This is a genomic window from Cellulophaga sp. 20_2_10 (genome assembly GCF_023476645.1).
Taxonomy (GTDB): domain Bacteria; phylum Bacteroidota; class Bacteroidia; order Flavobacteriales; family Flavobacteriaceae; genus Cellulophaga.
Genome location: NZ_JAMCOJ010000003.1, coordinates 527,159 through 545,987, shown reverse-complemented (window position 1 = coordinate 545,987; position 18,829 = coordinate 527,159). Strand labels below are relative to the sequence as shown.

Genomic DNA, 18,829 nt, shown 5'->3' with positions numbered 1-18,829 from the left:
TATAGCTAGCTCCTACTTTTCTAAACTTGCCAATAGTTCTTTTACAATTTTATAATCATCAAAATCTATGCGCACACCATTTGTTTCTTGGTATGTCTCATGTCCTTTGCCAGCAATAAGAATTATATCTTTTGGCTTGGCCAATTGACAAGCTGTTCTTATTGCCTGTTCCCTATTCTCTATAGACAACATTTTACGCGTGTTTTGCGCTTCTACACCCGCTTCTATTTCAGTTATTATTTCTGAAGGAGATTCCGTTCTAGGATTATCTGATGTAAAAATTACTTTGCTACTCATTTCTGATGCAATATGACCCATAACCGGACGTTTTGACTTGTCTCTGTCGCCACCACACCCCACAACGGTGATGACGTCTTCATTCCCAGTTCTTAATGCATTGATAGTGTTCAGTACATTTTTTAAAGCATCCGGCGTATGAGCATAATCTACTATAGCTGTAATATTTTTCTCTGATATATAATATTGAAATCTTCCGTCTACGTTTTCTAATTCACTTAAAAGACGTAAAACTTCCATTTTTTCTAAACCTAATAATTGGGCTGTACCATAAATAGCCAACATATTATAGGCATTAAAATCTCCAATTAATTTAGACCACAATTCATTATCATCAATCTTAAGCAATTGACCATTAAACTGATTTTCTAAAATCTGCGCTCTAAAATCTGCATATGTTTTTAAAGCATATGTCTGCTTCCTAGCTTTTGTATTCTGAAGCATTACTGCTCCGTTTTTATCATCTATATTAGTAAGCGCAAAAGCTGATTTTGGCAAGCCATCAAAAAGCATTTTTTTAGTATCTCTGTACTCTGCAAATGTTTTATGATAATCTAAATGATCATGGGACAAGTTTGTAAAAACTGCACCTTCAAAAACCAATCCTTCAATTCTTTTTTGATGAATACCGTGAGAGCTAACTTCCATAAAACAAAACTCTACCCCAACAGTATTCATCTCTGCCAAAGCCTTATTTATAGTTAAAGCATCTGGAGTTGTATGTGTTGCTTTAATTTCCTTATCATCTATCATTATTTTAATAGTTGACAATAAGCCCACCTTATATCCTGCTTTTTTAAATAACTGATACAACAAACTGCTAATTGTTGTTTTACCATTTGTACCAGTTACACCAACTAACTTTAAATTTTTAGAAGGATTCCCATAAAAATTAGAAGCCATAATAGCTAAAGCCGCATTACCGTTATTTACTTGCACATAGGTTACTCCATTTACCAAATTACTAGGCAAAGTCTCACAAACAATAGCATTTGCACCAGATTTTAATGCTGTATCTATATAGTTATGCCCATCTACCAAAGTTCCTTTAACAGCAATAAACACATCATCTAACCCTACTTTTCTAGAGTCAAAACAAATGGCATTAACCATAACATCTGTAGTACCGTTAACAGCAACGATACCTACACCATATAATATGTCTTTTAATAATTTCACGATAATTCTAACGTTATTTTAGACACTCCACTTATTGCCGTTCCATGAGCAACAGATTGTGCTTTTACTTTTCCGTTTCCTTTTACTACTACTTTAATACCCATATTCTCTAAAAGAGAAACAGCATCCATACCACTCATGCCTTTTACATTTGGTATCTTACTATATTTTTTTTGCGCACTTTTATAGTACGCCATATAATTACCATCTAAAGTTTTACTAGACATAGCCAAACCTTTAACTATATCTGTTTTAGGTGATGTTGCATAAATTTTATGCGCAACAGATTTAAAGACCGGACCAGCAACATCTGCCCCATAAAAACCAGCTTTTTTATCTGGATCATGCACTACTACAATGCAAGAGTATTTAGGGTCATCTGCAGGAAAGTAACCAGAAAAAGAAGATATATACTGCAACTTATTCGGGTCCTTAGCAACATAATTTTTCTGTGCTGTTCCTGTTTTACCTGCCATTGAAAAATTTGGAGAATACAAGCTATGACCTGTACCCTTTTTACTTTCTACCACATTCTTTAATAGCGCTTGTACCTTTTTAACCGTTTCCTTTGAACAAACCGCAGGATTTATCACTTCTTTATCAAACTTATAAATGGTCTTATTCCATTCTTTAACCTCTTTAATTAATCTAGGCCTAACCATTTCCCCGCCATTAGCAATAGCGTTGTAAAAAGTTAGTATTTGTAACGGCGTTAAAGACACCTCGTACCCGTGAGACATCCAAGCTAAAGAAATACCAGACCACCCTTTATCGCCTGGGTACCTAATTACTGGTTTTCCTTCTCCTTTAATAGGCAAATCCAAATCTCTATTTAGATTCATCTCCATTAAACGATTCACAAACTTTTCTGGATTATCTTTATACCCATTATGTATTACTTTAGCAAAAGCAGTATTAGAAGAATATTCAAAAGCTTTACCAAAAGATATTTTCCCGTAACCACCCCATTTAGAATCACGCACTGTTCTGTCATAGATTTTCCAACGTCCATTTTCAGTATCTATCACAGTACTTGTGTCTACAATTTTATCTTCTAAAGCTGCAACCATAGACATTAGCTTAAATGTAGATCCTGGCTCAGAAGACTCTCCAATTGCATAATTTAAACGCTCATAATACGTTCCGTTAGACGAACGCCCAAGATTAGATATCGCTTTTACCTCTCCCGTAGCTACCTCCATTACAATTACACAACCGTGATCTGCACTATATTTTTCTAGCTGCCCCAACAAAGCATGGTGTGCTATATCTTGTATATTAATATCTATTGTAGAAACAACATCGTACCCATCTTTTGGCTCTACATCATTATCAGGCCCAATAGGTTTCCATTGCCCTTTTGCAATTTTCTGCTTTAATCTTCTGCCTTCTGTACCACGCAAATACTCCCCAAAAGCTCCTTCCAACCCAACTCTTGTATAATGACCTTCTTCATCTACACGCTCATAACCCACACTACGTTCGGCAATTTTCCCTAACGGATGTTCACGAACAGTTTTTTGCTCTACTATAATGCCACCTCTATTTGGTCCTTTCTCAAAAAGCGGGAATTTTTTTATTTTGATATAATCTGAATAATCTAGATTACGAGCAATAAGCTTGTACCTATTTTTATTAGACCTTGCCTTTCTTAATAGTTGTTGATAGTAGGAAGACGACCTATTAAACATTTTACCCAACTCAACAGACAAAGGCTTTATATTTTCATTAAAATCTGAATTGCGAACCGTAACCGCATCAAACCTAATAGTATACTTAGAAACAGACGTAGCCAACAAACTACCATCATCAGAAATTAGATTCCCTCTATTTGGCTCTATAACAAAAACACGCTCTGTACGATCCAAAGCTAATTGACGGTATTTATCACCATCAACAACCTGTATGCTAATTAGCTTTACAGCCACTGCAATAGCAAATAGAAACAGAAAGCCTGCAACTATATACAAACGGGTTAATATCTTTTTCTCTGTTGTCGGCACTATTTAACTGGTATTACTCTTATTTTCTTTGGTGGTGTTTCAGACGGATACAAATCTCTCTTCTTCACCTCTTCTACTATTGAAGACTCTAGTTTTAACTCCTGTAAATTAGATCGTCCGTCTAAAAATTGACTTCGTAACTCCTTAACTTCTTCACTTAAGAATGCTATTTTATGCACTTTAGCATCTGCACTATGTGCACTAGCAATCATTAATGCAGCCAAAAAAGATGCAAAAAGGATAAACATCCAGTTTTTAGGAGCGTCACCACTCACCAAAAACTTACCTTTTAATATGTCTAACAACCCTTTTCTCATTACTTACGCTCGGCAATTCTTAATTTTGCACTTCTAGCTCTATTGTTTTTAGCTATTTCTTCTTTAGATGGCACTATTAAGCCTCCTACTTTTTTAAACGGAACATCTATGTTCCCATAAAAATCTTTTTCCGGCTCACCATCAAACTGACCAGCACGTATAAATCTTTTCACTAATCTATCTTCTAAAGAGTGGTAGCTAATTAAACTTAACCTACCACCTGTATCTAATAAATCTTGTGTTTGCTCTAAAAACTCTTTAATTACTTGTATCTCCTGATTCACCTCTATACGTATAGCCTGGTAAATTTGCGCAAGTATTTTGTGCTCCTTAAATGCTGGTAAGTACTTTTTTAAGATCTGTTTTAATTGATCCGTAGTTTTAACACCACCATCTACTCTATTCTCTATAATAGTATTTGCCATAGCATTAGCGTTTCTTAAATCGCCATACTGAAACAACACCCTTCTTAAATCATCATAAGAATACTTATTTACCACATCAAAAGCAGAAACCGTATTTTTTTGACTCATTCTCATATCTAAATCGGCATCAAAACGAGTAGAAAATCCCCTTTCTGCTTTATCAAACTGATGAGAAGAAACTCCAAAATCACCTAGAATTCCATCTACCTTACGAATACCGTGAAATTTCAAAAATTGTTTCAAAAACCTAAAGTTCTCGTTAATCAACAAAAACCGATCATCCTCTAGCACATTTGCCAAAGCATCTTCATCCTGATCAAAACCAATTAATCTTCCTTTTTCTCCTAACCTACTCAATATCTCTTTGGAATGTCCGCCACCACCAAAGGTCACATCAACATACACTCCGTCTTCCTTAATATTAAGACCGTCTATTGATTCTTTTAATAAAACTGGATTATGATAACTCATCTTCTTCTCCTCCCATTACTTCTTCTGCCAAATCCGCAAAATTTTCTGCGTCTTCCTCAATTACTTTTTCATAACTATCCTTATCCCAAATCTCAATAATATTAATAGCAGAACTTAAAACCACCTCTTTAGTGATACTTGCTATTTCTATTAAGTTTTTCGGAATTAAAAGACGCCCTGTAGCATCTAACTCTACAATCTTAACCCCAGCAGAAAAACGACGTATAAAGTCATTATTTTTTTTCTTGAAGCGGTTTTTCTTGTTCATCTTCTCCATTAGAAGATTCCATTCTTCCATAGGATACAACTCTAAACAAGGCTGAAAAACAGAACGCTTTATCACAAAACCTTTATTTAGAACACTGGCCATCTGACCCTTAAGAGCTGAAGGTACCATGACCCTGCCCTTAACGTCTGCTTTGCACTCGTATGTTCCTATGAAGTTTACCATTTAAAATCAGCTGAATTTTAAAACTGATATCAAAGATAAAAATAATTACCACAAATTACCACTAAATACCACATTGTTAATAAGTTTACCCACCCAAGAAGACACTTTTAGACTAACAACCTAAAAAACAGGATGTAAAGTAGTGGTAGATTTCTAATTTTATCATTGAAAAAGAATGCCAATTCTTTTTACGGAAATGCCTATATTTGCGACTTAATAGCATAAGAGCTATCCTATTAATGGAAGAAAAGATTATTACAGAAGGCAAATTCAGATATACAGAGATTGGAGAAGGTACCCCATTGATTATTTTACATGGTTTAATGGGTGGATTAAGTAATTTTAAAGGTGTTATGGAACATTTTCCTGCAAAGGGATACAAAGTTTTAGTACCTGAATTACCTATTTACGACAAACCTCTACTTAAAACAACTGTAAAAAGTTTTGCCAAATTTGTACAAGAATTTATTAAACACAAAGGACTTACAGATGTTATTTTACTGGGTAACTCTTTAGGTGGACATATTGGATTATTACACACCAAATTACACCCAGAAACAGTAAAAGCTTTGGTTATTACAGGAAGTTCTGGATTGTATGAAAGTGCAATGGGAGACGGTTACCCAAGAAGAGGAGATTACGAGTTTATTAAGAAAAAAGCACAAGATGTTTTTTATGATCCTGAAGTTGCAACTAAGGAAATTGTAGACGAAGTTTTTGCCACTGTTAACGACCGTATTAAATTAGTAAAAACCCTTGCCATAGCCAAAAGTGCTATTAGACACAATATGGCTAAGGATTTACCAAAAATGAAAACACCAACTTGTATTATTTGGGGTGAAGACGATACCGTTACACCACCAGACGTAGCAAGAGATTTTGATAAACTTTTACCTAATTCTAATTTATATTGGATTGAAAAATGTGGACATGCACCAATGATGGAGCATCCAGATAAATTTAACTCCATACTTGATCAATGGTTGCAAGAGCATAAATTGTAAGCCTAACTACTTAAAACTACTACCCTTGAAAATAAAATCTGCTAGCTTTGTAATGAGTAACTCTAATGTTAGGACTTGCCCTAGCGACCCTATACCTGAGTATGCTTTTATTGGCAGATCTAACGTTGGTAAATCTTCGTTAATAAATATGCTAATGCAAAAAAAGAGCTTAGCAAAAACTTCAGGTAGACCTGGAAAAACACAGTTAATAAATCATTTTAGAATAAATGATAATTGGTTCCTCGTAGATTTACCAGGTTACGGTTATGCACGTGTATCTAAAAGAGATAAGAAAACTTTTCAGAAATACATTACAGATTACTTTAAAGAACGAGTACAACTTGTATGTGCTTTTGTTTTAATAGATATACGCCACGAACCGCAAAAAGTTGATTTAGAATTTTTAGAGTGGATGGGCGAAAATCAAATTCCGTTTGCTTTAATCTTCACAAAAGCAGATAAATTAAAGCCACAAGCAATTCAAAGGCAAGCAGACAAATACATAAATGCATTATTAGACGGCATCTGGGAAGATGCACCACAATATTTTATCACATCTTCTTCTAACAACTTAGGAAGAGAAGAGGTTTTAGAGTATATCGGTGGTATTAATGACGAGTTTTTTAAAGCTACTGCTACAAAGTAAGCTTTGCCTCCTTACCGTTAATTAAATTAATTAAATCTTCTGCTTTTTTAAGCTGATTTAACTCTTCTGTTGGTATAAAATTTTTCAATACACCTTGATCATCTTTTAGAATTATAGGTAAACTTGTATTAAAAAATTCACTTTCAGGGTAGCTTACTTTAAATTCATCCTTGTGCAAAAACTCAAATTCTAAGTTTGTTTCTTCTCTAAACTTTTTCCAAACCGTATTCTCTTTAAACACTCCAAAAGTAATATCACATAAATTACAATTGTAAGTAGACGGACTAAATATTTTATGAGCACTATCTAACATAGAGCTACTTAAGCCAGAATTGGCGTTATAAACAAATACAATTTTTTGCGACATACTCTTACATTTTACATTCTTAGTCAAAAACTAAGAGAAGCACTTACAATACAAAACAATTAATATTTTGTTAATTTTAGCAAATACAATTTTAAATCCATAGCAAATAAAGTATTTTAGCAGCCGGTATGAAATTAAAAGAAATTACATTATCGGTTTTTAGCCTTGTAATGATTGGGTTCCTTTTATTAGGATCGCAAAACGTACATACGCTAATTTACCACTCTGCAGATGATGATAGCGATGCTATTGTACACTGTGAGCAATGCGATTTTATTTACACAAACAACCATACCTCTTTTCTAGATCTTGGATGCACTACTATTAGTACACCATATAGCTACACAGAAAACCATACACCTCTTATAAGTAATTACAAAGAACCGTATGCCAAAGATCTATTCACTTCTTATTGCCTCAGTAGGCCACCGCCAACCGTTTAATTACCACATCTTTTTCTTCCTATAAATTTTATAAGGAAGACTATTTATTTTAGTACACACAACACATACAATTATGCGATATACGCTAACAATACTCTGTATTTTAGTTTGTCAGTCATATGTATTTGCTCAAGACTGCAATACTATTCTTTTAGGAGAAATTATAGACTTTCATGATCAAACACCTTTGGCGGATGCTATTATACAAGTAAAAGTAAACAAAGAACAAGTATATTCGGACGAATTTGGAAAGTTCACTCTAAAGAATCTATGTAACGGCTCTATAGAACTAGAAATTTCTCATCCAGAATGTAGCACACGTTTTGTAATAGTAGAAATTAATGGAAATACTCACAAAAAAATAACTTTAGAGCATCATTTAGAAGAACTAGATGAAGTTAAGGTTACAGGTGCTACAATTAAAGAAACCAATTCTGCTCAAGAAAAAGTATTAAAAACAAAGCAACTAGAGCGTTTTGGAAGCAATAATTTAGGAGATGCTTTAAAACAAATAAACGGAGTATCTAGCCTTAATACTGGGTCTAATATTGTAAAACCAATTATACAAGGTCTAGGGGGCAGCCGTATACTTATTCTAAATAATGGAATACGCATGCAAGATATGGAATGGGGCGCAGAACATGCACCAAACATAGACGTAAACGCTGCCAACACAGCCACAGTTGTAAAAGGAGCTGCTGCACTAAAATATGGTGGAGATGCCATTGGAGGAGTTATTTTACTTGACCAGAATAGAATACCAAAAAAGGACACCATTTATGGCAAAACACTTTTAAACGGAGTCTCTAATGGTCGTGGTGGAAATATCTCTAGCGAACTTACTAAAGCCTACGAAAATGGTTTTTATATAAAAGGACAAGCATCTTACAAAAAATTAGGAGATGCAGAAGCTCCAGATTATATATTATCTAATACAGGAGTATCTCAATTTGGTGCTAGTGTAGATTTTGGTAGATTAGGCTTTGAAAAGGGATGGAGCGCTTATTATTCTTATTTTGATACTAATATTGGTATCTTAAGTGCATCTCACATAGGTAATGTAGACGATTTAATTAGCGCTATTAATAGTGATGAACCTGGCAAAATAAGCGATTTTACTTATGACATTAAAAATCCTAGACAAAATGTAAAACATCATTTAGGAAAACTTAAGTATTACAAACGTTTTGAAGGTTTAGGAAAATTAAATCTTCAATATGACATACAACAAAACCACAGATTTGAGTATGACATACGTGTAGGAGCAGATAAGAATAAAGCTTCTTTAGATCTTAAACTTACGACCCAAACGCTTGCTACAGATATTACAATTGATGCTTTTGAAAAACAAAAATTTTCTTTTGGAGTTTTAGGTAGATATCAGGAAAATTTTGCGAACCCAGAAACTGGCGTACGTCGTTTAATACCCGATTATGACAAAGTAGATTTTGGAGTTTTTGCAACTACAGAATATAAACTTTCTGATCTTACTACAGCAGATGCCGGTATTAGATATGATTACAGTAAAATTGATGCTCAAAAGTTTTATAAAACATCTAGATGGGAAGAACGTGGCTATGATAAAGATTATAGCGATATAGTGGTTAGTGATCTAGGCACTCAGCTTTTAACAAACCCCGAGTTAACCTACCATAATTTTTCTGCATCTGCTGGTTTAAAGCATAAATTTAATACTGAAAATCAGTTTAGATTTAATTACACTTTAGCACAACGCGCTCCAAATCCGTCTGAATTATTTAGTGACGGACTGCATCATTCTGCCGCACGTATAGAATTAGGAGATTTACGCATTAAGAGCGAAACATCACATAGAATTTCGGTAAGCCTAGGAAAAGACACCTACACTTGGGGTTATGACGTTGCTCCTTACCTTAACCTTATATCAGACTTTATAATTTTAGAACCAACTGGCGTAGAGTTTTCTTTACGTGGCGCATTCCCTGTTTGGGAATATAGACAAACAGACGCACGTTTGCTTGGTGTAGATGCATCTATCTATAATAACTGGACAAACAATTGGAGAACAGATCATAAATTCTCTATAGTTAAAGGAAGAGAAAGGTCTAATAATACAGCCTTAATTAATATCCCTTCTGCGCGTATGGAGAATGGTATTACATTTAACAAGCAAGAGTGGCATAATTTTAATATTGCACTGCAAAGCCAATATGTTTTTCGCCAAAATGAGTACCTAGATAATATTAATGTTTACTCTCCGCAGCAAAACCAAGAAGTAGAATTAGACATAAATACACCACCAAATGCGTATCACTTATTAAAATTAGACACAGAAATGAAATTTAATTTTAATAACAATAATGCATTAACGGTTGGACTTGGCGTTACCAATTTATTAAATACAGAATACAGAGACTACCTTAACAGACAACGTTATTTTACAGACGATTTAGGAAGATCTTTTACACTTAGACTAAAATTCAATTATTAATACAAATAACAAAAATGACTACAACAAACACAATTTTCAAGAACATTAAAAAAGTAAGCATCATTGCATTCTCTAGTATTGCCTTAATCTCATGTTCCGATGATGACGATACACCAGAAGCATTAAATGAAGAAGAAGTAATAACAACAGTAATAGTAAAACTTACACCGGAAGCAGGAGGAACAGCAATTACTCTAATGTCTAAAGATGATGATGGCGCTGATGGCCCAAGCGCTCCCGTAATCACAGTTGAAAACTTAGCAGCTAACACAACCTACAATGGTACAATTACTTTACTTAATGAAACTGAAAGTCCTGCTGAAGATATTACTTTAGAAGTTGCAGAAGAAGATGATGATCACCAATTCTTTTATGCTGTTTCTGGAGCTATTAGTGGTACAGCCTACACAGATATGGATGAAGATGGCAATCCTGTTGGATTAAAGTTTACACTATCTACTACTAATGCTGGTGCAGCAACATTAGGCGTAACGTTAAGACACGAGCCTAAAAAGCCAAACGATGGTACTACTGCAGATGCCGGTGGAGCAACAGATATAGAGCAAACTTTTTCTATTACAGTAGAATAAGCTCACAACTTGTATCACAAAAAAACTCCCAGATTTCTCTGGGAGTTTTTAGTTTTAAAACAATAATTTTATTTCTTAAGTTCAAGTTTTTCAGCAAAATAATCGCAAAAATCTTTCATTGTAGCTGTCATCTTCTCATCTTGTGTTGCCTTTAAAAATGTATCAGACATAGATACAAGTGTCTGATGAAAAAACACCTTCATTTCATCTACAGGCATATCCTTTGTCCATAAATCTATCTTTAGAGACTCTTGGTTTTTATTATCCCACACAGATAAAAGCATAGCTTTTACTTCCTCATTCTCTATACCACCATCTTGCGCAGACCAGTTTAAGGTTTCTGGTACTCTGTTTTCATCTAGCCCAACAGTTAATTTAATCTCTGATGTATGTATTTTTGACATTATCTCTTCGGTTTATAATTAGATTTCTTAAAAATTTCTTCAGCAGACAAATTTAGCATCTGCTGCAAAGTTACTTCATTATTACTCATAAAAGAACGCACTATTTGCCATCCTAAAAAACGACCTAGTCTTCCTGGTGACTCACTATCTAATTCTAACTGAAACTTAGAAAAAGGCGCAGGATCTAAAAAACGCTTATTTAAATTTTTATCTGTGCTGTACAAATATTGGTTTTCTATACAATTACGCCATATCTGTTCTTCATTAACAAAGGCCCAATCTAAATCTTCTTGACTATATTTAATTTTTTCTGCGTCGGTCACAAAAGGTATTAATTTATCTTTTACGTACAACTCCTTACCATAATATACCAACTGACCCAAAAACGTCCTGTCTCTTGTAGGGTAAGGAACTACTTTTTTTGCAAAAGCATTGGCAACATCTGTAATAAGGTATTTTTTATCTAGACCTTCTGCTATGTAATTTTGTAATCCTTGGTAAAACATATGATCACTACCTAAGTAATTATCTAACCCTAATAACAAAAGATTATCTGTTAGTATAACAGGACTATTGTAGTTAACATCAGATATAACTGTAACAACCTTAGGCTCTACTTCTTCTGGGAAAAAATATTTTACGTGTTGGTAAAACATTTTTAAGTCTTGAGACTCCTTTTTAAAATCGCCAAAAGCTAAATTAACTTCTTTTAACAAAGAAATTTGTAATGTATCTCTTAATTTTTCGACCCATATACTATCTGGGTATTGCAACGGAAATAAGTAAGGATACTTCTCTTTTAGCGCAGGAATATCTGCTGGTTTAGCATCAGCAATTTCTCTGTCAAATCTAGAAATATCTAAGGTAACAGTAACTTTAGCTATCTCTTTTGCTTCCTTGGATTCTTGTTTACAACTCAAAAAAAGAGTAAAAACAAAAAAAAGTATATAAAATGGTTGTCTCATTTAAAAGTAATTACGGTATCATTTTAATATTAGAATGTTACAGTTTATTTTTACGGAATACAAAGTTAACGGTTTTCAACGTAATAAAGGAATTCAATGCAAACAGAAAAAGTAACCAACCATATTGTACAGTGGCTTAAGGATTATGCAACCAAAGCAAACATAAAAGGATTTGTAATAGGAATATCTGGAGGAATAGACTCTGCAGTAACTTCTACCCTTTGTGCAAAAACAGGATTAGAGTTGCTTTGCTTAGAAATGCCAATACACCAAGCGCTTAGCCAAGTAAGCAGAGCTAGCAAACACATAGACTGGCTACAGGATAACTTTAGCAACGTTAAAAGACTTGAAGTTAACTTAACACCAGTATTTGATAGTTTTATTGAAACATTACCAGGAGTTGAGAACGAAGATGAACGCTTTTTGTCTTTAGCAAACGCAAGAGCAAGATTAAGAATGACAACTTTATACTATTTTGCTGGGTTGCACGGCTACCTAGTTGCGGGTACAGGTAATAAAGTAGAAGACTTTGGTGTAGGTTTTTATACTAAATATGGTGATGGCGGTGTAGATATAAGTCCTATTGCTGATTTAATGAAAAGCGAAGTATATGCAATTGCGGAGTTAGCAGGCATTAATTCTGATATAATTAAAGCTGCTCCTACAGACGGACTTTGGGGAGATGATAGAACAGACGAAGACCAAATTGGAGCATCGTACCCAGAATTAGAATGGGCTATGCTAGAGGATAGTAAGAAAAAAACAGAAAATGATTTTACAGGGAGACAAAAAGAAGTCTTTGTGCTATACAAAAAACTAAACAGTGCTAACCAACACAAAATGAATCCAATACCTATTTGTGAGATTCCAAATGACTTAAAATAGTCAGTCATCCCGAATAACGTATTGTAAAACGAAAAAAAGTTAAATAATAGTAAAATCTAACAAAAAAGTATCATTTTTGTTGAACAAACATACAATTTAACCTTACATCACTTGTCAGAATTAGTTTAATACTGGTAGGTTATGCTTAAATTTAATTAAAACCAAAAAAAATGAAAACAGTATTTATTGCAGATAGTCACCCTGTTGTGCAAGTGGGCATTACGCAGATGTTGAGTATGGAGACGGGATTTAAAGTAATTGGCACTGCTAAATCTTCTTCAGAACTTTTTGAGAAACTGGAAAAAGAAACCCCAGATGTCTTAATGTTAGAGATGGATTTCCCTGAAATTAATGGGATTGCTTGTTTAAGAAAGATGAAGAAGAACCATCCAGATGTTAAAGTACTTATGTACAGTGGACAGTCTGAAGATGTTTACGCTATTAGCTCTATTAGAGCTGGTGCTCAAGGATATTTATCTAAGAACGCAGATTTAGATTACATAGTTGCTGCACTAGAAAAAATTAGTGATGGTAAAATGTTTATTACAAATGAACTTGCTCAAAGGTTAGCCTTTGATGAAGGAACACAAAAACCTAGAAGATTATTTAGAAAGCTATCTACAAGAGAGATAGAAGTTTTAAAAATGCTAGCTAGCGGAAAAAGAAACAAAGATGTTGCTTTAGGTCTTGGTTTAAACGAAAAAACCATTAGTACTTACAAAGCTCGTTTAATGAAAAAATTAAACGTAGATAATATGGTAGACTTATTACAACAAGCAAAAGCTTTAGATATTTTCTAGCAAAAAGAAAATTCTTACTAAATTAAAAAACCAGCATTTCGCTGGTTTTTTGCTTTTTATAAATGAAATATTAAAATTAGTATAAAGAATGCTGTTTAACTCCCGTAGATATTTAAATTTACAGTAAAAATGTACTAGCCTTAAATATGCTAAAACAAATTTTAAAAAAAATGTTAATTTCAATCTTAGGTATAGTAGGCTTACTAATAGTTATATACTTTTTGTTTACCAGTTTTTATCCAAGCTTTGGTGGTGATGTCTCTAAAGAACGAAAAATTACATATCAACAGTCTGAACAATACAAAGACGGTAAATTTAACAACAAACTACCTGTTCCTAAGGATTTAAGTTTTTCTGAAACACTTTCGCTAGCTTATAAATTTTTTACAACAAAAGTACCTAACGGCAGACCTAACAAAGACATTAAAGCTCTTAAAATAGATTCTACTAGCGTTGCTAACTACAATAAAGACACGCGTTTAATATGGTATGGCCACTCTTCTTTTTTACTGCAGATCGATGGTAAAAACATACTACTAGATCCTATGCTTAGCAAAGTGGCAGCTCCACACCCACTTTTAGGCGGCAATAGATTTAATAAAGAATTTCCTTTACCATTAGAAAAACTAACCCATATAGATGCTGTTCTTTTCTCTCATGATCATTATGATCACTTAGATTACGAAACAATATTAAAAATAAAAGACAAGACCAATCATTTTTATGTGCCGCTTGGCGTAGGCGTACATTTAGAGGCTTGGGGCGTACCAACAAACAAAATAACAGAGTTAGACTGGTGGCAAGATGTTACATTAGAAAGTTTAACTTTTGTGTGTACCCCTGCACAACATTTCTCTGGCAGAAAACTTAGCAACAACCAAAGTACACTTTGGAGTTCTTGGGTTATACAATCTAAAGAAGATAACATTTATTTTAGCGGTGATAGCGGCTACGCACCACACTTTAAAGAAATAGGTGATAAATATGGGCCGTTTGATATTGCTTTAATGGAATGCGGACAATACAATAAAATGTGGGCAGACATACACATGATGCCAGAAGAAACAGCACAGGCAGGCTTAGATATTAAAGCTAAAAAGATAATGCCCATACATTGGGCAGGTTTTAAATTAGCGTTACATGATTGGACAGACCCAATTACGCGCTTAAAAGCAAAAGCCAACGAACTTAACTTAGAAGTAATTACCCCCGAAATTGGAGAAGAGATTGTAGTAAAAAATAACAACAATACCTATTTAGACTGGTGGACTAAATTCTAATAAATTTTACAATAAAAATCTAAGATAATACTCTTGCCAACTTTTTACCAAGTAAGGAGTTTAAGCTTAAGTAATTCATAATTTCTTGTAAGATCTCTTTATGGTCTGCATTTGGATCCTGCGTTTGCTCTTGCAGTTCGCCTATTCGTTTTTTAATTAAATAACAGCGTAATGTTAAAATAGTTTCACTAACCAATTGACCAACTCCAACAGATTTTGCTTTTGGGTAAATTTCTTTGCGCCCCCAGTCATGCAATATATATTTTTCTTCCTCCATTAGAATTGATGAAATTTCTGATACTAAATCCTGATTTAATTCGCCTATAAATCTATTGGCCTCAAAATGTTCTTTTTCATTTAAATTTTCAATCAACTTATAGTATATATCCTTAAACTTAGCATTTGTAAGTTCAATTTCATCTTCTTGAAGGTCTAAGAAAATTTTCTCAAACACTCTAGCTTGTACTACCTCTTTTTCTAGAATTAAGTCTCCCTTCTCGTCTTCCTTTAGCAATAAATCATCAAACTCCTGCGTAGTATCCCCATACAACAAAAGTAATTCTATAATTTTTTTCTCTAAAACGTACTGTACATCTAGTTTCTCTTGTACTGCTTCATTCTTAACTACCTGGAAAGGTTTTTGCTCTTGCTTCTGTTTTTTCTCTACATCAGCAATATCTTTTTTACCAATCTGCGCAAGCGTATTAAAAAGAACAGCTTCAGAAATATTCATTAACTGAGCACATTCTTGTATGTAAATTTCTTTCTTAATTCTGTCTGGAATTTTAGAAATACTATTTACAATATCACGTACGGTTTCCGCTTTCTTTATAGGATCGTTTGCAGTTTCCTTAATTAATAGGGAAGCCTTAAACTGTATAAAATCTTTAGAGTTACTTTCTAGATAAGCAAGTACATCTTCTAATGAATTGTTTTTAGCAAAGCTATCAGGATCTTCACCTTCAGGAAAAGTACAAACCCTAACATTCATCCCCTGCTCTAGAATTAAATCTATACCACGTAAAGATGCTCTTAGACCAGCCGCATCACCATCAAACAAAACAGTTATATTTTTAGTAAGTCTATTTACTAATCGTATTTGGTCTGGAGTTAATGCCGTACCACTAGAAGCTACAACGTTATGTATTCCTCTTTGATGAAATTGTATTACATCTGTATACCCTTCTACCAAATAGCAATTATCCTCTTTTGCAATTGCTTGTTTGGCGTGGTATATACCGTAAAGAACTTTACTTTTATGGTAAATATCACTCTCTGGTGAATTTAAATATTTGGCTGCCTTTTTATCGTTTGTTAAAATACGACCACCAAAACCCAAGACCCTACCGCTCATAGACTGTATAGGGAACATTACACGCCCTTTAAATCTATCAAATTTCCGATCCTCTTGTCCTTCTTGCTTTTTAACAATAGACAAACCAGTTTTTTCTAAATACTCTAACTTATATTTTTTATCTAAAGCAGTATTTGTAAAAGAATCCCACTGATCTAAACAATAACCTAAACTAAAACTTTTAATAGTATCGTCTGTAAAGCCACGTTCTCTAAAATAGCTTAAACCAATAGCCTTACCCAGCTCGCGCTCCCAAAGGACTTCTGAAAAATACTTTTGTGCATACTCAGACACCAAGTACATACTCTCCTTTTCATCTGCCTGTTCTTTTTGCTCGTCTGTCTGTTCTGTTTCTTCTATCTCTATATTATACTTTTTCGCCAAGTATTTAATAGCTTCTGGATAGGTAAAATGCTCGTGCTCCATTAAAAAAGCAACCACATTACCACCTTTTCCACTACTAAAATCTTTCCAAATTTGTTTTACAGGAGACACCATAAAACTAGGAGAACGCTCATCTGTAAACGGACTTAGTCCTTTAAAGTTGGTGCCCGATTTTTTTAACTGTACAAAATCGCCAATAACCTCCTCTAAACGAGCAGTTTCGTAAACTTGGTCTATACTAGATTTAGAAATCAATTTTAAATAAATTTTAAATAACTGGGTAAATATAATGAACTAAACCTAAAAAAGCTTTGCTAATTACATATGTGTGCTTTAGCTTGATTCTGTTTTTACAGAGAATATAATTCCCTTAACCCAAGAGATAATTTTAACGCAAAGCTAAAATGCAATTAAAATCTATATTTTTTTAGAGTTATGTATGATTAACTATGTGGTTTTAGTAAATGCTTGTAATACCCTAGAATTAAACGAGCATCTATTTGTTGCCCGCTTTTAATAAGAAACATATTTTTAAAAACACCTATTACAATTTGTAATACCAATAAAATAAGCAATACAACACTTAATAAATTTAAGAGTTTAGCATTACCACAACCTAATACATAATCTGTTATTTTTTGTATATAAATAGATGTAGAAAAACCTAATAAAGTATAGATTAAAGCACCTACAAAAGCTTGGAGCAATACAAATTTGTGTGGTTTAAGTAGAAACCAAAACGTTTATAAACAGACACTTTCTCATTACTCACAACAAAATACTCCTTGGGCAATAGCAAAACCAAAACCCCTGTCCATTCTTTTAAAAATTATTAATGGGATTTTTTGTGCATTTTACCCGTAGCAGGATCCATAATTTTAATATAGCCCTTTGTGACCTCATATATTACTACATAATGATGTAATACTTATTTGACAACAATATGAGCAATACTTGGTTTAGGTATTTTAAAAAGACTGTCTAATTCTCCTCTTACTCTTTTTGCTTCAAAACCTAGTTTTTCTGCGGCTTCGATTAAATCTAAAACATTTGTGCCTTTTTTGTCTTTACTGGCATATTGCCGTATGCGCCCAATAGGCATTTGTAGTTGGTAGTTTGCTGCTATAGATGCCAAGCAAGCAGCACCACGATCTGTAATATTGTGGTGTTTAATAGTAATTTTTGCCATATTATAACTCTATGTATGTAAATTTAGTTTTGAAGACTGCAAAAAATGCAGTAAATATTTTTTATTCAAAAAACTCCTTTTAAATATATTTCTTAGAAGCAATATGAATAAAATATTATTTTGTTAAAAATTTAATACAAAAAGGCAAACCATTTATTAAAATATGTAATAAAACTGACCAAATTAGACCTTGTCTAACCCTAAGATACCCCATTACAATACCATAAATAAATTGCGGAAAAATTAGTAACGGAAAAAAAATAAATTGATAAGTTGATAGTGGAGTAAAATTTAATAAATGCATTAGAGCAAATGACGAACATGAAAACCAAAATAAATATTTATATTTTATAGTAGCAAAATACTTATTTACACCAAATATGAATAACAAGAAGGTAAAAGTTAACGATAATGATATATTTGTAAAATTAGCTGTATCCAATTTATAAAAACTAATTTTACTAAGACAACACAAAAGAAAATAACATAGTAATGTTAAAGATATAAATATATTAATTTTCTTTCTTTTTAAATATAAGCGAAACGCTATTTCTTCAGTGATAGGAGCAATGAATACAACTATTGAAGCATTTTCAAATAATGACTTCCATATAGAAAATGATTCTCTTTGTTGGAAAATTTTATCTCCAGTTATAAAAAATACACTAACAGAAAGTATCGAGGCTAAAATTACTCCAATGATGCAAATTACAAAACTTAATGCTAAATTTAACCATTTAAATTTGACTCCAAAATTGGCACTCTCTTCATTTGGATTTTTTATGAACGAATAAAAACAATCAATTATTATTTTTTTCATTAATTTTTTTTCAATATCCTCTTTTAAGATACTCATATAATAATAGGTTTTTCTAGAACGGTCATAGACTATTTTTGCGTCAAAA

19 protein-coding genes and 1 pseudogene are annotated in these 18,829 nt (G+C 33.1%); 8 read left to right on the top strand and 12 right to left on the bottom strand.

Translation table 11 applies throughout. The annotated features are described in order from the left end of the window. Nucleotides 1-12: 12 nt before the first annotated feature. From M4I21_RS08705 to mraZ, 5 genes are read right to left on the bottom strand one after another with little or no spacing between them, the layout of a single operon-like run. Nucleotides 13-1,476: a UDP-N-acetylmuramoyl-L-alanyl-D-glutamate--2,6-diaminopimelate ligase gene (locus M4I21_RS08705; RefSeq protein ID WP_249558719.1), complete on the bottom strand. Its 1,464-nt coding sequence runs from the start codon at nt 1,474-1,476 to the stop codon at nt 13-15. Beyond that, the gene (locus M4I21_RS08700) at nt 1,473-3,479 is read right to left on the bottom strand and encodes a PASTA domain-containing penicillin-binding protein (RefSeq protein WP_249558718.1); all 2,007 of its coding nucleotides are present in this window, start codon (nt 3,477-3,479) and stop codon (nt 1,473-1,475) included. The genes M4I21_RS08705 and M4I21_RS08700 overlap by 4 nt, the downstream gene beginning before the upstream one ends. Continuing rightward, nucleotides 3,479-3,796: an FtsL-like putative cell division protein gene (locus tag M4I21_RS08695; RefSeq protein WP_072303325.1), complete on the bottom strand. Its 318-nt coding sequence runs from the start codon at nt 3,794-3,796 to the stop codon at nt 3,479-3,481. The genes M4I21_RS08700 and M4I21_RS08695 overlap by 1 nt, the downstream gene beginning before the upstream one ends. Continuing rightward, nucleotides 3,796-4,692 carry a 16S rRNA (cytosine(1402)-N(4))-methyltransferase RsmH gene (rsmH, locus tag M4I21_RS08690; RefSeq protein ID WP_249558717.1) on the bottom strand — a complete coding sequence of 299 codons (897 nt, stop codon included), beginning with the start codon at nt 4,690-4,692 and terminating at the stop codon, nt 3,796-3,798. The genes M4I21_RS08695 and rsmH overlap by 1 nt, the downstream gene beginning before the upstream one ends. Beyond that, a complete protein-coding gene (mraZ, locus tag M4I21_RS08685) occupies nt 4,679-5,143 on the bottom strand; it encodes a division/cell wall cluster transcriptional repressor MraZ (protein WP_249558716.1) in 465 nt (154 codons plus the stop codon). The genes rsmH and mraZ overlap by 14 nt, the downstream gene beginning before the upstream one ends. A 239-nt stretch (nt 5,144-5,382) precedes the next feature. On the opposite strand from mraZ, the gene M4I21_RS08680 reads away from it, so the two are divergent. Both M4I21_RS08680 and yihA read left to right on the top strand, forming a co-directional pair. Beyond that, nucleotides 5,383-6,147 (top strand): alpha/beta fold hydrolase, encoded by a 765-nt coding sequence (locus M4I21_RS08680; RefSeq protein ID WP_249558715.1) that lies wholly within the window; start codon nt 5,383-5,385, stop codon nt 6,145-6,147. Between the two features lie 25 nt (nt 6,148-6,172). Beyond that, the gene (yihA, locus tag M4I21_RS08675) at nt 6,173-6,793 is read left to right on the top strand and encodes a ribosome biogenesis GTP-binding protein YihA/YsxC (RefSeq protein ID WP_249558714.1); all 621 of its coding nucleotides are present in this window, start codon (nt 6,173-6,175) and stop codon (nt 6,791-6,793) included. Here yihA and M4I21_RS08670 read toward each other — a convergent pair. Then, entirely contained in the window at nt 6,783-7,160 is a 378-nt protein-coding gene (locus tag M4I21_RS08670) for a GTPase (protein WP_249558713.1), read from the bottom strand. The genes yihA and M4I21_RS08670 overlap by 11 nt on opposite strands. Nucleotides 7,161-7,288: 128 nt before the next feature. Here M4I21_RS08670 and M4I21_RS08665 point away from each other — a divergent pair, with 128 nt between their 5' ends. From M4I21_RS08665 to M4I21_RS08655, 3 genes are all read left to right on the top strand, one after another. Then, complete coding sequence (locus M4I21_RS08665) at nt 7,289-7,603, top strand: hypothetical protein (protein WP_249558712.1); 315 nt, start codon at nt 7,289-7,291, stop codon at nt 7,601-7,603. A 73-nt stretch (nt 7,604-7,676) separates the two neighbouring features. Further along, nucleotides 7,677-10,073 (top strand): TonB-dependent receptor, encoded by a 2,397-nt coding sequence (locus M4I21_RS08660; RefSeq protein ID WP_249558711.1) that lies wholly within the window; start codon nt 7,677-7,679, stop codon nt 10,071-10,073. Between the two features lie 14 nt (nt 10,074-10,087). Further along, nucleotides 10,088-10,663, top strand: a complete 576-nt coding sequence (locus M4I21_RS08655) for a type 1 periplasmic binding fold superfamily protein (RefSeq protein ID WP_249558710.1) — start codon at nt 10,088-10,090, stop codon at nt 10,661-10,663. Nucleotides 10,664-10,731: 68 nt separating this feature from the next. Here the strand turns inward: M4I21_RS08655 and gldC are convergent, their stop codons facing one another. Together gldC and gldB are read right to left on the bottom strand one after the other, a co-directional pair. Continuing rightward, nucleotides 10,732-11,067 carry a gliding motility protein GldC gene (gene gldC, locus M4I21_RS08650; RefSeq protein ID WP_249558709.1) on the bottom strand — a complete coding sequence of 112 codons (336 nt, stop codon included), beginning with the start codon at nt 11,065-11,067 and terminating at the stop codon, nt 10,732-10,734. Continuing rightward, on the bottom strand, nt 11,067-12,032 hold the full coding sequence (gene gldB / locus M4I21_RS08645; protein ID WP_283771763.1) for a gliding motility lipoprotein GldB: 966 nt from the start codon (nt 12,030-12,032) through the stop codon (nt 11,067-11,069). Before gldB ends, gldC begins: the two co-directional genes overlap by 1 nt. 96 nt (nt 12,033-12,128) lie before the next feature. Here gldB and nadE point away from each other — a divergent pair, with 96 nt between their 5' ends. The 3 genes from nadE to M4I21_RS08630 all read left to right on the top strand — a co-directional run bounded on the left by nadE (nt 12,129) and on the right by M4I21_RS08630 (nt 14,997). Further along, nucleotides 12,129-12,917: an NAD(+) synthase gene (gene nadE / locus M4I21_RS08640; protein ID WP_249558707.1), complete on the top strand. Its 789-nt coding sequence runs from the start codon at nt 12,129-12,131 to the stop codon at nt 12,915-12,917. Nucleotides 12,918-13,087: 170 nt separating this feature from the next. Continuing rightward, nucleotides 13,088-13,717 (top strand): response regulator, encoded by a 630-nt coding sequence (locus M4I21_RS08635; protein WP_249558706.1) that lies wholly within the window; start codon nt 13,088-13,090, stop codon nt 13,715-13,717. 170 nt (nt 13,718-13,887) lie between these two features. Continuing rightward, the gene (locus tag M4I21_RS08630; protein WP_249558705.1) at nt 13,888-14,997 is read left to right on the top strand and encodes an MBL fold metallo-hydrolase; all 1,110 of its coding nucleotides are present in this window, start codon (nt 13,888-13,890) and stop codon (nt 14,995-14,997) included. A gap of 19 nt (nt 14,998-15,016) precedes the next feature. Here the strand turns inward: M4I21_RS08630 and dnaG are convergent, their stop codons facing one another. From dnaG to M4I21_RS08610, 4 genes and pseudogenes are all read right to left on the bottom strand, one after another. Then, nucleotides 15,017-16,990, bottom strand: a complete 1,974-nt coding sequence (gene dnaG, locus M4I21_RS08625) for a DNA primase (protein ID WP_249558704.1) — start codon at nt 16,988-16,990, stop codon at nt 15,017-15,019. Nucleotides 16,991-17,178: 188 nt separating this feature from the next. Continuing rightward, on the bottom strand, nt 17,179-17,442 hold the full coding sequence (locus tag M4I21_RS08620) for an ABC transporter transmembrane domain-containing protein (protein WP_249558703.1): 264 nt from the start codon (nt 17,440-17,442) through the stop codon (nt 17,179-17,181). Between the two features lie 125 nt (nt 17,443-17,567). Next, nucleotides 17,568-17,924 (bottom strand): annotated as a pseudogene (locus tag M4I21_RS08615) (cysteine peptidase family C39 domain-containing protein). A 115-nt stretch (nt 17,925-18,039) separates the two neighbouring features. After that, entirely contained in the window at nt 18,040-18,780 is a 741-nt protein-coding gene (locus tag M4I21_RS08610; protein WP_249558702.1) for a CPBP family glutamic-type intramembrane protease, read from the bottom strand. Nucleotides 18,781-18,829 lie beyond the last annotated feature (49 nt).